Source organism: Nocardia aurantiaca, from assembly GCF_009708175.1.
Taxonomy (GTDB): Bacteria; Actinomycetota; Actinomycetes; order Mycobacteriales; family Mycobacteriaceae; genus Nocardia; species Nocardia aurantiaca.
Map to the genome: position 1 here is coordinate 167,156 of NZ_WMBB01000016.1, position 15,848 is coordinate 183,003.

The window sequence follows — 15,848 nt, forward strand, 5'->3', positions numbered from 1 at the left end:
CCGCGCCGGCCGGTACGGTCAGCGCCGTATGCGGCTACTCGAGAGCGGATGTCTGGCTCTTGCCCAGCGGCGGCTGGTTCGTTGGCCCCGTTAGTTGGTGCCGGTCAGCGCCATACCGGCGCCCACTCCAATGATCATCAGCCCGCCAGTGCCGCCGACGGTTTCGAGGCGACGTGGAGAACGAACGAACCATGACCGTGCTGTTGCCGCCAACAATGCCCAACTGCTGTCCGAAAGCGCCTGGATCGCAAGGAAAATGACACCTAGGATCAGCAACTGCGCGGGCATGGCCCCTCGGGTCGGTATCGCGAACTGTGGAAGGACGGCACCGAAGAACACGATCGTCTTGGGGTTGGTAGCACCGACGATGAATCCCTGTGTGAACACACGCCCGCTGCCGACGCTCGGGACTTTCGACTGCAAGGCCGCCGCCAGCTTCTTCCGCTGTCTGATCGTCGAGACGCCCAAGTAGATCAGATATGCGGCCCCGACAACCTTCATGATCAGGAACAACATCGCCGAGGCCATCAATACCGCGCCCAGGCCGAACGACACCGCGACCAGCGGTACGAACGATCCGGTGACGCCTCCTGCGACCGACAGGACCGCGGACCGGCGCCCCAGAGCCAGTGCTCGGCCGATGGCGAACAGTACGTTCGGGCCTGGAATGACGATGAGGATCAAGGCGGCGACGGCGAAGGCCGCGGCATGTGAAAGCGGGACCATCTCCCGGAGCGTAGCCCCTGACGATCGCACTATGCGGCGGAAATCTCGTGTGGTCGATAGTGTTGTCGGAGCGAATAATCAGCCCCAGGTTGCATATTCACCTGGTTGCGAGGTCTGTTGTGGGTGACGCCCAAGCGCCCGCAAGTCGGCGGTTAGCGGATGTTCTGCACCGCATCGGGTTCCGGCCGTCGGCGCTTCGCGCTGGCCGGTTCGGTCAGCGCGATATGCGGCATTTCCGGATGGTTGGCGTCCGATCGGTTCCCGATCGAGGTTCGGCACATTGACACCGTGGTCGAGTCTGCTCCGTACACGACGGATTGCATCGAATGCGGAGTGCCAGCCGACGCGACCGTGGTCGAGGTACCAGCGGGCGGGAAACACGAGTGAGAACTACACGGAACCTGCCGGAACTGTGGAAGTGAGTGGTACGAGTGCAGTTTCGAGCTGCCACCGACGAGTAGTTCGGCGATCCTGGCGCGAACGGCCCGAGTGTGCTCGAGCTTGACACCGGGAGTGCAACACCAGCAGCGGTGATGCGTGTCGTTCGCCAAGTTCGCTCGCTTTCGCTGTCGCAAGCCCGGGAGACGGCCGACAAACTTCTGCGTGTTGGACTCCAAGGCACTCTAGTGGAGATGGAATCGCTTGCGCAGCCGCTTCGCTCGGCTGGCGCCGTCGTCAGCGTTCGGCCGAGCAGTGCAAGTTCCTCTGATTACTCGCCTCGTCGGTGATACCGCCGACTGCGGGGTGTCTGGTCCGAACCGACCGGGTCGCGGCATGAGAGTGCGTCGACTACAGCGCGGGTCGCACGACCGTCCGCCAGGCTGGCACGTTATCGGAGTACGTCCATCGCGACCTCGCAGAAGGCACGATCGACCGCATCCTCGCAGAGGAGCCGATCGGCTTCGGTGACCAACGCGATTGCCTGATCCCAGACGTTGTCACCGAGATACCAATCCAACTCGTGCACCGCCATGCTTTCCCACGACAGTTCCTCGGCACCCAACGTAGATTGAGGTTCCCCCCGAATGGTGGACAGCAGGGATATGGGGTTCAGGCGGCAGGCGCTCGGAGTGAGCGTTCGTAGCTGTCGGGACTTTGCATCCCAATCGCGGAGTGCCGCCGCACAGTGTTGTAGAACTGCATCCAATTACCAACTGCAGCAACGAGTTCGGTCTTCGCAGCATAGACGTGCCGATAGCGGTCAGTCAGCGAATCACTGCTCTCGAGCGGGCCTGCGGGCACATTGTGGTCCAGCGGACCCGCCCGGCCCACCCAAGCCGGGCAGGTGCTGTCGCGGCTGGCGCAGCAGCTCGTCCTTCTCACCGCCGATGCCAATGCAGCGTTGCGAGAAGGTACCGGGGCCATCGACCGCGGCACGACCATGGTGCGAGTGTCGTTGGCTATCAACGCCGACTCGGTGTCGACATGGTTCCAGCCCGTCATCAGCCAGCTCGCACGAGAAAGGAGCGTCCTGCTCGATCTGCACATCGAAGACCAGGACCACACCGAGACGTTGCTGCGCCGGGGCGATGTGATGGCAGCCGTTACGACCTCGAATACTCCGGCGTCAGGATGCAGCATCGAACCACTCGGCGCGATGACCTACTCGGTAGTGTGCGCACCATCCCTGCTGCACGGTCTGCCCCCTGGCCAAGTGGATGTGAGCAAGCTACCGATGGTTCGATTCGACCTGAAAGATGACCTGCAGCACGCCTACCTGCGCATGATCGGAGCGGTTCGTGAACCACCGATACATTACATCCCCTCGAACAGGGAGTTTCTCTCCGCGGTACAGCTCGGGTTGGGTTGGGGCGCATTGCCCGACGGCCAGATCTCCCAAGATCTCGCTGACGGCCGACTGGTAAGCCTGGACCCGGACAACACCGTACAGACACCACTGTTCTTGCACCGGTGGCGATTTCCCTCGGCCACCCTTGACCGCGTCACCGAGATCGTGCGCTGCGCCGCGCGTGCGGCACTCCCCGCCGCGAAATGACCCCGCCGAGCTTGCGGGCGGCATCCGATGGTATCGACGGCATGGCATTTGCCTGAGGCGAACTGGGCGCGGCCTGCGGTATGACCACCGGGCGGCTGGGTCGCACCGACGCGTGCCTGGACAACCGTGACAACATCGAGTGGACACGCGCGGCATCGACGCCCTGCTTGGAGTGCCGGTAAGAAACGTGTCATGAGCGAGGTGAGCCGCCGTGGCGAGGGCATGAGCCGGTCGCCTTCGGCGCGGCCCTGGTTGAGGTATTTGTGCAGCAGATTGAGGCCGCCGGTGTAGCTGAGAGCTTTGATCTCGCCGAACAGATGCGGCACCGGGACGCCGGGCTCGGCTTCGCGGCGCCCGTGCAGGTGGTCTCGGTAGGGGTCGACCAGGCAGGCACGATATTGCGGCGGGCGGCGCAACTGATCAGGTGAGGCGGCGCGGGCGTAGCGTTTGACGGTGTTGAGTGCCCTGCCCAGTCGCCGGGCGCAGTCCAGCAATCCGACACCGTTGTCGAGGAGGTTGTGAATCGCGTGCCAGCGTTGAAGAGTTGTTGTCTCGCGGGTCAGCGTCTGCCTTTTCGGTCCGGCCGCCGCCCAGCATCGAGCGTGCGCGGCGACGGCGGTTTCGACCGCCCCGGCCAGTCCGTGCCATAAAGTGCGAGATCGCTGGCTTGTACGGCGCTGGGCAACGCTCGTCGGATCGCTTCGGCGTAGGCGGCCGAACCGTCACGGACAACGATCTCGACACCGGTGTGTTCGCGGCAGCCATGCCTCGAGTGTTTCGGACCGACGATCGGGCAGCACATCGACCCTTTGATGGGTGATGGCGTCGATAAGCACTGTCCCATAACGGTTTCCGCGGCGAATCGCGAAATCGTCCACGCTCACGACTCGGGAACCGGCCGTTGTGGTGCGGGGATGCGCAGCAGCACCCGCACCGCGGTGTCGCGGGACATGCCAACCGGCAGGGCTGCCAGCACGCGGATCGCGGCTCGCCCGGCCAGCTCCCGCACGACCGCCCGCACCTGGCCGGTCAGCCGGGCGGTGCGGCGCTGGTAGCGTTCGAGCACACCCGGAACCTGCTCGCGAAATGTCTTGCAGCACTGCGGTGTCGAGCACATCAGCCGCCGGACACGCACCCGCACGAACACCAGCCGACCATCCAAAGGCAGGTCCGCAACCGTCCGGTCGTGATAGCTGTGAACCCGCACCGACTCGGCACCACACCGCGAACACACCGCCGGGAGCGACGCCGTCCTGGCCCGCACCACAACCCGCTCACCCTCGACCGCCACACCCTCCATCACCAATGGCAACAGACCCGAAAAGACAAGCCCTACAATGTTGTCCACCTCATCCACCGAGGCATCATGCCGTCAAGCTGCCCCGGTCACCACCGCAAACGCGCCAGAGCCGTTATCCCCGACACTCCCGGCGCCGCAGGCGGCGTCGGCCTCGGCGCTCATCAGGGTCTGGATGAACGTCGAAAGCATCGTGCGGAGCAGGTCCGGGCTGGCAGCGGCCAGTTGGTCGGACAGCAGCTGGCCTGGATCGATAGGCTGGATAGCGGTCATCGCGTGAAATCTCCTACGAGAGACTGTGGAAGGTCCTTCGAGGATCACGCGGTGACCACCCTCATGTCCGGGATTCGACACTCATCCGATTGATCGGCGAGCTGCTACACCACTCTGGCGGACGCAACCGCTTAGTGCTGCGTTCCTCAAAGGTGATGAATAAGACGGCGGCGTAAGGGTCCGGGGTTTCGGAGCGGGTCGGCCCCAGATCCACGGTCGTGCGCGGGCGTTGAGGGCGGCGGTGGCCTGGCGGGTGGCTTGGTCGATCTCTGTGTGGTCGGCGAAGGTCTGGCCGGCGAGCGCTTCTCGCCGGAAGATCCGCCACCACGGCTCTTGCAGGTTGAGCCAGCACGCCCCGACGGGGATGAACGCGTGTTTGATCCTCGGATGGTCCTCGCACATTCGCGGGTGGATTTGCTGTTGTGACTGGAAAGGTTGTCGGTGACGACGTAGATGTCACCGAGCGGGTTGGCTTGTTAGATCAGCTCCAGGAACCGCTGGCCGCGCAAATGTTGGTCAACGATAAATGTTGGTCAACGATATCGCCCTCGCCCCGCACCTGCGCCAGGACCACTCGATCGACCGCGCACTCATCAAGGTCGGTGCTGCCCTGCTCTCGATCACCGGCTGATTTCCGGTAGCCGGTCGGACTTTACGCACCGTACCTACGTTGGCGTGTTGCGAAGTTGCGCAGTGCCCGCAGGAAGTCGACCTCACGGACCGCTGGCCAATACGCGTCGCAGAAATACAGCTCGGCATATGCGCTCTGCCAAAGTAAGAAGTTCGACAGACGTTGCTCACCGCTTGTGCGGATTACCAGGTCGGGTTCCGGTTGACCAGCGGTGTAGAGGTGCCGGGCAATGTCATCGATGGTGAGATCCTCGGCTAGGTCAGCCAACCCTCGTCCAGCATTAGCGTGTTCGGACAGTAGACGTCTGAGGGCCTCGACAATTTCTTGCCGACCGCCGTAGCCAACAGCCAGCGTCAGATGAAAACCTGTCTTCACGGCGCTTGTTACTTCCACTCCCTGCTCGAGGACGCGAGCGGTGGAAGTAGGTAGAAGGTCCAGATCGCCGGCGATGTGTACCTGCCAGTGCGCATTGGGCTGGGTCAGCCGGTCGGTGACGAGCTGCTCGAGGACTTGCATCAGAAAGGTGAGTTCGCTGGTGCTGCGGCTGGATAGATTCTCGACTGAGCATATGAATACGGTGACGTGCCGGATTCCAGCGTTCTTGCACCAAGAGAGGACTCGTTCGGAATGTTCAGCACCGTATTGGTGGCCCAGACTCGGGTTGTCCATTCCCATTTGTTGGGCCCATCGGCGGTTCCCATCCATTATCAGGCCGATATGCGCTGGAACTGGTCCACCGGTGATTTGACGTCGCAGATGCCGGGCGTATAGACCGTAGATGGGATCGCTGATGCGCATGGGGGCCTTTCGATTTCTGATCGAGATGTGGTCAAATCCTGTTGAATTGGGTCGTTCGGGCGACGTCGTTGTCGCGTGAGTCGATCTTGTTTCGGTGTGATGCCTTGGGCCGTTCGAGAATTTTGTTCCTGTGGAGCAGGACGTCGCTGCGGACCGGTGCGAGCGAACGCGAAGCGCTAGCCACTGGCCAGCATGTTTGGGCGGCGTCGATCAGCTTGTCAACGGAGTGGTTGGGGTTTCCGCAGGTCGAAGAGGTTACGTGCATGTACTTCATCGACGACCATGCCTACATGACATTGCACCCGCCCCGACTCTTAATCGTCGGGGCGGGGCTTCCGGTCACTTCGTCATTGGCATCGGTGAGTTGATCGTGGTGAAGTATTGAATGGCGGCGAGGGCGGCGACGGGTGCGGTGACAAGAATCTGGCCGGCGATCGTCCCCAGGGCGCCGACGGCGATGATGCCTCCGATGCAGCCGACAGTGGCGGCAGGAACGAATGGGCCGAACAGGCCGACGATGGTGGCAGCAGCGATGGTGGCGCCAGCGATGCCGCCGAGGACGCAACCGACAGCTGCCCCGCCCAGACCGCCGACGAGGGTGCCAATCGTGGCGCCCGTGGTGATGGTGCTGGTCATGCGGCTCCAGGCGGCCTGTTCGCGGTCGTACTCGTTCTTCCATGGTGCCTTGTCTTCGAAAGGCAGGGAGGCAGGCTTGTAGACAGCGTGAGCGATGTCGTATTGCGGAGCAAGAGTCGCAGTGCGATCGGAAATCTGTGCTGCGATTGGGAATTCGAAGTCGTCGACACGGAATGTCAGTGCTGTGTCGACGAGCACAGTGCCATCGGAAGCCTCGATCTTGAGGGCGCCATCCTCGACGAGCAGCGAGCCCGCATCGATAGCGATCGTGGCCGCCCGGCCATCACTGGTAGCCGTGAAACCGATGCCCGGCACATTCCGGTCGCTTGATGGTTCGGCATGCACAGTGCCCGTGCTTATGACGGAGGCGGCGACCACGTAGATTGAGATTGTCACAAGTTTTCTGATAACCATTTTGAGGTCCTGGATGCAATGAAGGCCGGAACTGGCGTGTTTTCGGACGTAAGAGTTTCCGGTTTGTTGATGGTCCTAGTGCGGGGTTCTGGCCGGCCTGAGCAGGCTTGACTGCTCCAACTGAGCGAACAGGCCGCCTGCTCGGAGAACGTCGAGCAGGAGTCCTGGCAACGGGTCGACCTTGTGTCGGCTTCCAGCCGTCGTGTTTTCGACGATGCCGTTTTCGAAATCGAGCGTGATCACGTTTCCTTCGGTGATCATCGACGTTGCATGAGGAACGGTGAGGACGGGCAGTCCGTAGTTGATGCAGTTGCGGTAGAACAGTGAGTTGAACTGTTCGGCGACCACGGCCGCGATGCCGAGCTCTTTGAAGAGCATCGCCACGGGGCGGCTCGAACCGATGCCGAAGTTGCGGCCGCCGACGACGATGTCTCCTGAACGCACCTGTGTCGGCCAATCTGGCCGCGAGGCGTTGAACATGTGTCGCGCGGCTTGGTCGAAGGGAAGTTTCAAGGCGAACCCGGGATACATGTCGTCGGTGTCGACCGCGTCGCCGAAGATCCAGGCACGTCCGGTCACATTCGACAAGTTGGTGGTCATGCTGATACTCCGTCGAGGTCGCGGACGTCGGCGATCGCTCCGCGCAACGCCGACGCGGCCACTGTCGCTGGTGATGCCATATAGATGTTGGCCTCTGGGCTGCCCATGCGGCCTCGGAAGTTGCGTGTACTGGCGGTGATGCACGTTTCGCCTGCGGCGACTACCCCCATGTGGTAGCCGAAGCAGGCACCGCACGTCGGGTTGGTGATAGTAGCGCCGGCGTCAGCGAGGTCGGCCAGATAGCCCAGCCGTGACGCCTGTGAATAGATCTGTTGGCTGGCCGGTGTCACGATCAGCCGCGTCTGGGGTGCGACCCGTCGGTTCTTCAGGATGCGGGCCGCGATCTCTATATCGGCGAGCTGTCCGTTGGCGCACGAGCCGATGAAGGCCTGATCGACCTTCGTTCCCACTACATTCTCCACCGGCCCCGCGTTGTTGATCACATGCCCGGGCAACGCGACCATGGGTGAAACCCGGTCAAGGTCGAGTACATGGACTGCGGCGTACTCGGCGCCGGGATCCGCGTCCAGCAACTGGGGTTCAGAGTCTGGGGCTGCGGCCCTCACATAGTCCAGGCAGACCTGGTCGGCTGGGAAGAGTGTGAAGTCGGCGCCGATTTCGGCACCTTGAGTGGCGATCGTGCGGCGGTCGGTCATCGGTAGTGACGTCAGGCCGGGGCCGCCGAATTCGACGGCGTGGTCTGTCGCGTCCCCATACTGCCCTGCGATGGCGAGGAAGATGTCTTTACCGTTGACCCATTCGTGCTTGCGGCCGTGTAGTTCGTATCGGATGGTTGGCGGCACCCGATGCCAGGTTCGTCCGGTGCACACGATCTGCAGCACCTCGGCGGGCCCGAGGCCACGTGCGGCCGCGGCGACCGCTCCGGCCGCGCAGGTATGGGAGTCGGTGCAGGCGATAACCATGCCCGGGCGTGCCAGCCCCTGCTCGGCGAGGACTTGGTGGACGATCCCGTGCTTGCCGATGTCGAAGAAGTTGGCGATCTTGTGAGTCGCGGCGAAGGCCCGTGCCCGCGCGCCCAGTTCTGCGTCCCGCACCGACTGAGCGGGCACCACATGGTCCATGACGATCGCGACTTTGTCCGGATCGTGTATGGCGACAACATCTTCAAGGCGGTCATTGCCGAACTGCAGATCGATTAGCACAGCGAGGTCCACATCGCACACGACGATGTCGCCGACACCTACTGGATCACCGCCCGATCGAGCACGCAAGATCCTTGCGATAAGAGTGTCAGGCATTGACGGCTCCTTCTCGAGAGTCGTTGGTGGTGTAGCCGTACCGGTTGCGGAGGTCTTCCCAGAAGCGGAGCCCGACTGTTTCGAAGAGTTCCTGCACGGAAATCTCGCTGCCCTGTGCAACCTCACCTCGCGCGGCCCTTACCAATGCCGTGCGCATCGCGACTGCGCCGCTGACGAAGGTGAGTCCCGGCAAGATGACCACCGAGTAGCCCGCCTCACGCAATTGCGCCAGCTCGGCCCGCGGCGTCCTGCTGCCGGGCACATCGACGAGATTGAACATTGCGGGCACGGGCACGGCCGCAGGGACGGCCATGACCTCGGACATGGTTTCGGGCGCTTCGACGAACACCATGTCCGCACCGGCCTCGGCATACAGATTCGCCCTACGTATGGCTTCGTCGAAGCCGAGACTTGCTCTGGCATCTGTGCGCGCGATGATCACCGTTGCCGGGTCGCGCCGTGCCTGGGCCACGGCCTCGATCTTCCTGGCGAATTCCTCGGCCGCGATGACCTGTTTACCGTCGAGATGGCCGCAGCGCTTGGGGAATTGCTGGTCTTCGAGTTGGACCGCGGCGGCGCCGGCCTGCTCGTACAGTTGCACGGTGCGGACGGTGTTGGTGACATCGCCGAACCCGGTATCCGCATCGGCGATCAGCGGGATTTCCACGGTGCGTGAGATCAGCGCTACACGGTCGGCCATTTCGGTCTGTGTGGTCAGACCGATGTCGGGGAGCCCAGCTGTTGCCGCGACCGCCGATCCGGACATATAGGCGGCCTGAAAGCCGACGGCACGGGTGAGTGATGCAGACAGTCCATCGAACACACCGGGGACGACCGTGGCCGATCGCTCACCGAGAACATGTCGCAGCGCCGCGGCTGGGTGTTTGAGAGGGTACATTGAATACCTTTTCTGTCGTGGGGGTTCGGTCGGTGCAAAGGAACACGTGCGATGTCACAGGTGGTCCGGCGCGGTGTGGTGGGTGCTTGCGGGGGACGCTCGCCGCCGCAATCGTGTGTCCAGCAGCAGGGCCAAGGCCGCCGAGGCCAGCGCGGCAAGGCCCAGAAACAGCACGGCCAAGGTGAAGTCTCCGGTGATGCCGCGAAGAATGCCCGTGATCTGTGGCCCGAAGTAGGATCCGAAATTGCCCAGTCCATTCATGGTGGCCAATCCACCAGCGAGCGCAGCCCCGGACAGAAACGTCGACGGAATCGACAGCAACGTCGCCAGGCATGAGTACAGGCCGATGCCGGCAACGCAGAATCCGGTGATAGCCAGGACCGGCCGATCGATCGCTAGCCCTGCGAACAGGAAGCCGATCGCGGCGACACTGATCGCCACCACATAGTGGCGTGTCAGTTCTTTCTTACGGTCCGCATGCCGGGCCCACCACAGCATCGGCCCGAGTGCCAGCAGCGGCGGCAGTCCGACCACCCAACCAAGAGTGTTGGTGCCCAAGCCGAGTTGCTCGAGAATCTGCGGGATAAAGAACTGGTATCCCCAGAGGCTGCAGGCGAACAGCATATAGACGATGACGAGCATCACAACATAGGCATTGAACACCCCGCGCCAGAACGCCTCCCGTGATGTCCCTTCCGAATCCGGAGAGAGCTGCTGGTTCAGCCATCGCCGCTCGTCGGGGGCGAGGAAAGCCGCATCGTCGGGGCCGTTGCGTGCAACGGTGTAGAAGACGACGCCCAGGACCACAGCTGGTAAGCCGGTGAGCAGGAACAGCCATCGCCAGCCAGGCAGCCCCAATGTGCCGTCGAGACCGGTCATGATGTGGGTCAATATCGGCGTGGTGATGCCGGAGAACGGAACTGCGACCGTCAGCAATGCCGTCGCAAGCGCCCGGTTGCGCCGAGGGAACCAGCCCGCGAGGAAGAACAACATCGCTGGTGAGAAGCCGGCTTCGGCGACCCCGAGAAGGAGTCGAAGCATGAGCAGGCTGTGCAGTCCCTGCACTGCCGCGGTCGCCATGGTGACCACACCCCAGCTGACGATGATCCGGGACACCCAAACTCTGACACCGACGCGGCTCAAGGCGAAGTTGCTGGGGATCTCGCACAGCGCGTAACTCCAGAAGAAGATACCGGCGACCAGCCCGAAAGCTGCTGGGCTGATGCCGAGTTGCTTGTTCATCGTCAGCGCGGCGACCGACACGTTGAGTCGGTCGATGTAGAGCACGTATGTGCACAGGGCAGCCAATGGCAGGAAACGTCGCGTGACCTTGCGCAATGCGCGGGTTTCGACGGCTGTGCTCACTGTCGTCACAGGGTGACCTCTTTGTCAGCCAATCGGCGTCTGCAACGCCGAGTTATCCAATGGTGAAACCGCATCGTGGTGTCTCAGTCCGCATGCTGGAGTAGTATGCGTCACAGTAGCTAGATGGTCAACAGTCGGCGGACTGGATAGCGCAGACAGCTCGGTTGCTGCAAACTTCACACCTGTTTTAGAGTGCAGCGGATAGCTGATTATTGGATCTAGAGACCACGATGCGGAGTGAGGCATGACTGAGAACAACAGGACGCAGCCGTCGATCCTGGTGCTGGAGAAGTGCGTCCGAGTACTGGATTGCTTCACCCCGGACCGCCCAAAGCTGCCGATCAGTGACATCCGGAAGCTGACCGGATTGCCCAGCACGACCGCGACACGAATCGTCCAGACCCTAGTGAGTAGCGACCTGCTCCAGCGAGACGGAGACATGTACCGACTCGGATTGCGAGTGCTGGCGTGGACTGCCTCGGCGACAGCAGGCTCGGAACTGATTGCCGCCGCTAAGCCAGTGGTCGAGAACCTGCGCGACCTGACAGGAGAGTCGTCGGGGGTCTATATCCGACGCGGCATCGCTCGCGTCGCGGTTGCCGTTGAACTGTCCCGCCAATCGATCATCTACCAGGCCAACGTCGGTCAGGTGATGCCAGTACACGCTGGCTCTTCCGGGAAGGTATTCATGGCATTCGACCCGCGTGCCTTGGCTGCCGTACTCGAACAAGAGGCCGGTGGCATTCCCCCTGCGACGATCGCCAATCGTGTGCGGTTGCAGGAGGAACTCGCCGAAATCCGCGAACGGGGCTGGGCCTACACCCAAGAGGAACGGGAAAAGGGCCTGAACTCGATCGCGGCCCCTGTCTACGACCACACCGGAGAGATCGCAGCGACCCTCTCAATTGGAGGACCGGCGTTCCGATTGACTCCTGAGGCGGCTCGAGAATTCGGGCCGCTCACCGCGCAGTTCGCTCGGGGGCTGTCGCGCCGACTCGGCCAACCCAATGATCGATCCGACATCGATGACGCGACGACCGCTTGATCGACGTCGATCACGCCGTTTATGAGAGCACTGATTCCCGAAGGAAGCCGATGTACCTGACACAGGCATTGCACCGTGCCGTGCAGCAGACCCCGACGTCGCCTGTCACCATCTTTGGTGACCGCATTCGCCAGTGGGACGAATGTGCCGACCGCGTCTCCCGGCTCGCAGCAGGGCTGCGCGGGCTGGGCATAAACTCCGGGGATCGAGTCGGCATTCTGGCACTGAACTCCGACCGCTATCACGAGTTCTTGTTTGCGAGCGCATGGGCCGGTGGGGTAGCGGCACCGGTCAACGTCCGATGGAGCAGTGCTGAGATCGCATTCTCGCTCGTCGACGCCGACGTTCGTGTCCAACTTGTGGACGACGCATGCGTTGCGATGGTGCCGGCGATCCGCAGCCGGGCCGAGAACGTGAGGACTGTCGTCTACTGCGGCGATGGCGCGGCGCCAGCCGGTTTGCTGAACTACGAGCAGCTAATCACCGACCACGACCCTGTTCCGGATACTCGGTCCGGCGGAGACCTCCCCGCCGCAGTCTTTTACACCGGCGGCACGCACATGAACCCAGCACTACGCAGCTACGCTGGGCGTGCATTACCCCACGTCGAGGTCAAGATCGTCGGGTCCACAGGCACCGAGCTACCGAACGGCACGGTAGGCGAAGTGGTTGTTCGCGGCGCGAACGTCATGCTCGGCTATTGGAACCGACCAGACGAAACTGCCGCCGCATTCCGCGACGGTTGGCTGCTCACCGGCGATGGTGGATTCATGGACAAACGCGGATACCTGTTCGTCGTCGACAGAATCAAGGACATGATCGTCTCCGGTGGGGAGAACGTCTATTCCGCCGAAGTAGAGAACGCGCTCGCCAAACATCCCGCAGTCGCTGCGTGCGCCGTGATCGGGGTGCCGGATCCAGACTGGGGCGAACGAGTACATGCCGTGGTTGCGCTCGCCACCGGCCAGCAAACGACAGCGGAAGCACTGCGAGAGCACACCAAGAACCACATCGGCGGCTACAAGGCACCCCGATCGGTCGAGTTCGTCGAGGCGTTGCCCGTATCACCCGCCGGCAAGATCCTCAAGCGCGAACTTCGCGCGCGGTATTGGCCGACTCGGCACGCGAAGTCCACTGAAGAGACCCCAAGGAGCAGAGTATGTATCCGATCGACCCTGCGCGGACCGCATTCGTGATGATGGACCTTCAGCACGCCACCCTTGCGCCGATTCCCGACGCCCCCGGCCTGCTCGAACGGATCAGCCGAATCCGGCACGCTGCCGACACCGCCACCATCGAGATCGTTCACATCAGAGTGGCTTTCACGCCGCAACAACGAACCGCGATATCTCCTCGCAACAAGATATTCGCGCCACTGCGCGATACTGGCCTGCTTGCCGACGACAGCCCCGAAGCACAATTTCATGCCAATGCCGCACCCATGCCTCACGAACAGGTCTTCACAAAGAACCGTGTCGGCGCGTTCAATACCACCGCGCTCGATAACTACCTACGTGGACGCAACATCGACACGCTCCTCCTGGCTGGGGTACACACCAGTGGTGCCGTGCTCTCAACCGTGCGGGATGCCGCAGACCGCGACTTTCGGGTCATTGTCCTACAGGACTGTTGCGCGGACCCAGACGCTGCGGTACACGAAATGCTGATGAACCGTGTGTTCCCACCTCAAGCCGACGTCATCGATGTCCAGACTGCCCTCGCCGCCACGTCGGGGTAAAGATCTCTCAAGATCATCTGGCCGGCGAATGGACTGTAAAAACAACGGCTCTGTCTCTCTTTCGGTGGTGGCGGATCGCAAACTATGCCAACAGGATTCGGTGGCGGAGTAGCTGGAAGCCGGCCCTGCCATGCATCTGCCGCTTGATCAGCTTGGTTTTCGCGTTCATGCCCTCGATCGGGCCGCTGCTGTAGGGAAGGGTGAGGCCGGCGACGGCGGCGTCATGGTCTTGATCGAGGCCGGTCAAGAAGGGTTCGAGTTCGGGTAGCCGCGCCTGGCGGAGCTGTTTCATCCAGCAGTCGGGCTCGCTGCCGCGGCGGTTGCTCGTGATGTGGGCGAACTCGTGCACGAGCCCGGCGAGGGCGGTCATTTCGGGGCAGGTGGCGAGTAGTTCGTCGAGATGGGTGCGGCGTTCGGTGGGCAGCTCGGCCGGGCGGGTCATGATCCAGCTGGTGAGTCGTTTGGGCGAGGGCCCGATCCGGTCGCTGATGTGACGGCCCTGGTTGATGTATTTGTAGAGCAGGTTCAGGCTGCCGGTGTAGCCGAGAGCTTTCAGCTCCTCGAACAGGTGCAGAACCGGGGCGCCGGGATCGGCGGCGCGACGAGCGCGCAGGTGATCGCGGTAGGAGTCGACTAGGCAGGCCCGATATTGAGGTGGGCGACGCATCCGGTCCGGTTCGGGCACTCGGGCATACCGCTTGACGGTGTTGAGCGCCAAGCCCAGTCGGCGTGCGCAGTCCAGCAGGCCGATGCCCTGGTCGAGTAGATCATGGATGGCATGCCAGCGCTCGATGGTGGATTGCTCGCGCGTGAGCTGCTGCCTCTTGGGTCCATGCCCGGCCCAGCAGGCGCTGTGGGCGACGACGGCTTTCTCCACCACACGCCCGAGCCCGTTCCATAGATGCCAGCGATCGGATGCCTGCACTACTTCGGGCAGCGCCCGGCGGGCGCCCTCGGCATAGGCGCTGGAGCCATCACGCACGATGATCTCGACACCGGGATGCTCGCATAGCCAGGCGCGCAACGAGTCGGACTTGCGATCGGGCAGGACATCGACGCGTTCGTGGGTGGCGGCGTCGATCAATACGCTGGCGTAGCTCTGCCCGCGGCGCAGCGCGAAATCGTCCACGCCCAGCACTGTCGGCACCGGCCGGTCCGGCAGCGGAATGCGAAGCAGCGCCCGGATCGCGGTGTGTCGCGACAACCGGCACGCCATCTGCGACAGCAGCCGGACGCTGGCCCGTCCGGCCAGCTCACGCACCACCGACCGCACCTGATGGGTCATCCGTGTGGTGCGGCGCTGATAGCGATCCAGGACGCCGGGGACCTGTTCTCGAAATGTCTTGCAGCAGTTCAATGTCGGGCATACCAGGCGGCGGACACGGACCTGCAGCACCACGCCCGGCTGTCGAGTGGAACGTCGGCCACGGTCCGGCGGTGGTAGGCATGCAACCGGGCTGAGTCCGTTCCGCAGCCAGGGCAGGCGGCCGGACCGCCCGGAGTCCTCGCCCGCACCAGGATCCGCTCACCCTCATCGGCAACGTCCTCGACCACCAGTGGCCGTAACCCTGAAAAAGCCACGGCTGCAGGCACATTCACCTCATGCACCGGAACATCGTGCCGTCACCGACGCGCAGCCACCACCGAAAGGGAGACAGAGCCGTTATCTGGACAGACCCTTGCGCGTCAACACCAACGGCCGTGCGCATCTTGTGCACATGGTCCGGCTTGCTACGAAATGGCCGAACATGCCGCGTTCACCGTCGCCACGGGTGTTCCGGTCTACTTCTGCGACCCGAAAAGTCCGTGGCAGCGCGGCAGCAACGAGAACACGAATGGTCTTGTCCGCCAATACATTCCCCGGCACCTGGATTTGTGCGCCTATAGCCAAGCCGACCTGGATGCCATCGCCGATGAACTCAACGGCCGCCCTCGACAAACCCTCGGATTCCGCACTGAGGGGCCGGAAAGTTTTCGGACAGCGAGGTTTTGGTTATCTCAAGCTGCCTGATTCCGCTGGAACCACTCGGACTCTACTTCGTTCGGTGTGGTAGTCAATTCCGGAGTGAAGCCGAATCTGGTTGTACCTCAACTCGATATAGCGGGTGATGTCCTTTCGGGCGTGTTCGCGGGTCGGGTATTGGGTGCGGTTCACTCGTTCGTTCTTCAGGG

12 protein-coding genes and 4 pseudogenes are annotated in these 15,848 nt (G+C 62.8%); 5 read left to right on the forward strand and 11 right to left on the reverse strand.

What is annotated here, in order from left to right:
* Positions 1–90: 90 nt before the first annotated feature.
* Positions 91–726 (reverse strand): LysE family translocator, encoded by a 636-nt coding sequence (locus GLP40_RS29175; RefSeq protein ID WP_154791222.1) that lies wholly within the window; start codon positions 724–726, stop codon positions 91–93.
* Between the two features lie 1,243 nt (positions 727–1,969).
* Between GLP40_RS29175 and GLP40_RS29180 the strand changes: the two genes are divergently transcribed.
* The gene (locus tag GLP40_RS29180) at positions 1,970–2,722 is read left to right on the forward strand and encodes an ArgP/LysG family DNA-binding transcriptional regulator (protein ID WP_268867190.1); all 753 of its coding nucleotides are present in this window, start codon (positions 1,970–1,972) and stop codon (positions 2,720–2,722) included.
* A gap of 140 nt (positions 2,723–2,862) precedes the next feature.
* On the opposite strand, the pseudogene GLP40_RS34170 reads toward GLP40_RS29180, so the two are convergent.
* The 8 genes and pseudogenes from GLP40_RS34170 to GLP40_RS29225 all read right to left on the reverse strand — a co-directional run.
* Positions 2,863–4,079 (reverse strand): annotated as a pseudogene (locus tag GLP40_RS34170) (ISL3 family transposase); the annotation flags it as partial.
* A gap of 69 nt (positions 4,080–4,148) precedes the next feature.
* Positions 4,149–4,292 (reverse strand): annotated as a pseudogene (locus GLP40_RS29195) (IS256 family transposase); the annotation flags it as partial.
* Positions 4,293–4,944: 652 nt separating this feature from the next.
* Entirely contained in the window at positions 4,945–5,721 is a 777-nt protein-coding gene (uppS, locus tag GLP40_RS29200; protein WP_154791226.1) for a polyprenyl diphosphate synthase, read from the reverse strand.
* A gap of 339 nt (positions 5,722–6,060) precedes the next feature.
* Complete coding sequence (locus tag GLP40_RS29205) at positions 6,061–6,771, reverse strand: hypothetical protein (RefSeq protein ID WP_154791227.1); 711 nt, start codon at positions 6,769–6,771, stop codon at positions 6,061–6,063.
* A gap of 75 nt (positions 6,772–6,846) precedes the next feature.
* A complete protein-coding gene (locus tag GLP40_RS29210) occupies positions 6,847–7,371 on the reverse strand; it encodes a LeuD/DmdB family oxidoreductase small subunit (RefSeq protein WP_154791228.1) in 525 nt (174 codons plus the stop codon).
* Entirely contained in the window at positions 7,368–8,630 is a 1,263-nt protein-coding gene (locus tag GLP40_RS29215) for an aconitase/3-isopropylmalate dehydratase large subunit family protein (protein WP_154791229.1), read from the reverse strand. The genes GLP40_RS29210 and GLP40_RS29215 overlap by 4 nt, the downstream gene beginning before the upstream one ends.
* Positions 8,623–9,528, reverse strand: a complete 906-nt coding sequence (locus GLP40_RS29220; protein WP_154791230.1) for an isocitrate lyase/PEP mutase family protein — start codon at positions 9,526–9,528, stop codon at positions 8,623–8,625. The genes GLP40_RS29215 and GLP40_RS29220 overlap by 8 nt, the downstream gene beginning before the upstream one ends.
* A 54-nt stretch (positions 9,529–9,582) precedes the next feature.
* A complete protein-coding gene (locus GLP40_RS29225; protein WP_328290794.1) occupies positions 9,583–10,902 on the reverse strand; it encodes an MFS transporter in 1,320 nt (439 codons plus the stop codon).
* Between the two features lie 235 nt (positions 10,903–11,137).
* Between GLP40_RS29225 and GLP40_RS29230 the strand changes: the two genes are divergently transcribed.
* Genes GLP40_RS29230 through GLP40_RS29240 form a run of 3 tightly spaced genes read left to right on the forward strand, consistent with a single transcriptional unit; the run spans position 11,138 to position 13,676 of the window.
* On the forward strand, positions 11,138–11,938 hold the full coding sequence (locus GLP40_RS29230; RefSeq protein WP_154791232.1) for an IclR family transcriptional regulator: 801 nt from the start codon (positions 11,138–11,140) through the stop codon (positions 11,936–11,938).
* Between the two features lie 50 nt (positions 11,939–11,988).
* Positions 11,989–13,134: an AMP-binding protein gene (locus GLP40_RS29235; RefSeq protein ID WP_154791233.1), complete on the forward strand. Its 1,146-nt coding sequence runs from the start codon at positions 11,989–11,991 to the stop codon at positions 13,132–13,134.
* Positions 13,098–13,676 (forward strand): cysteine hydrolase family protein, encoded by a 579-nt coding sequence (locus tag GLP40_RS29240; protein WP_154791234.1) that lies wholly within the window; start codon positions 13,098–13,100, stop codon positions 13,674–13,676. The genes GLP40_RS29235 and GLP40_RS29240 overlap by 37 nt, the downstream gene beginning before the upstream one ends.
* Positions 13,677–13,758: 82 nt before the next feature.
* On the opposite strand, the pseudogene GLP40_RS29245 reads toward GLP40_RS29240, so the two are convergent.
* Positions 13,759–15,284: pseudogene (locus GLP40_RS29245) on the reverse strand (ISL3 family transposase).
* Between the two features lie 127 nt (positions 15,285–15,411).
* On the opposite strand from GLP40_RS29245, the pseudogene GLP40_RS29250 reads away from it, so the two are divergent.
* Positions 15,412–15,687: pseudogene (locus GLP40_RS29250) on the forward strand (IS30 family transposase); the annotation flags it as partial.
* On the opposite strand, the gene GLP40_RS29255 reads toward GLP40_RS29250, so the two are convergent.
* Positions 15,670–15,846: an IS3 family transposase gene (locus GLP40_RS29255; RefSeq protein ID WP_407671716.1), complete on the reverse strand. Its 177-nt coding sequence runs from the start codon at positions 15,844–15,846 to the stop codon at positions 15,670–15,672. The pseudogene GLP40_RS29250 and the gene GLP40_RS29255 overlap by 18 nt on opposite strands.
* Between the last annotated feature and the right edge of the window lie 2 nt (positions 15,847–15,848).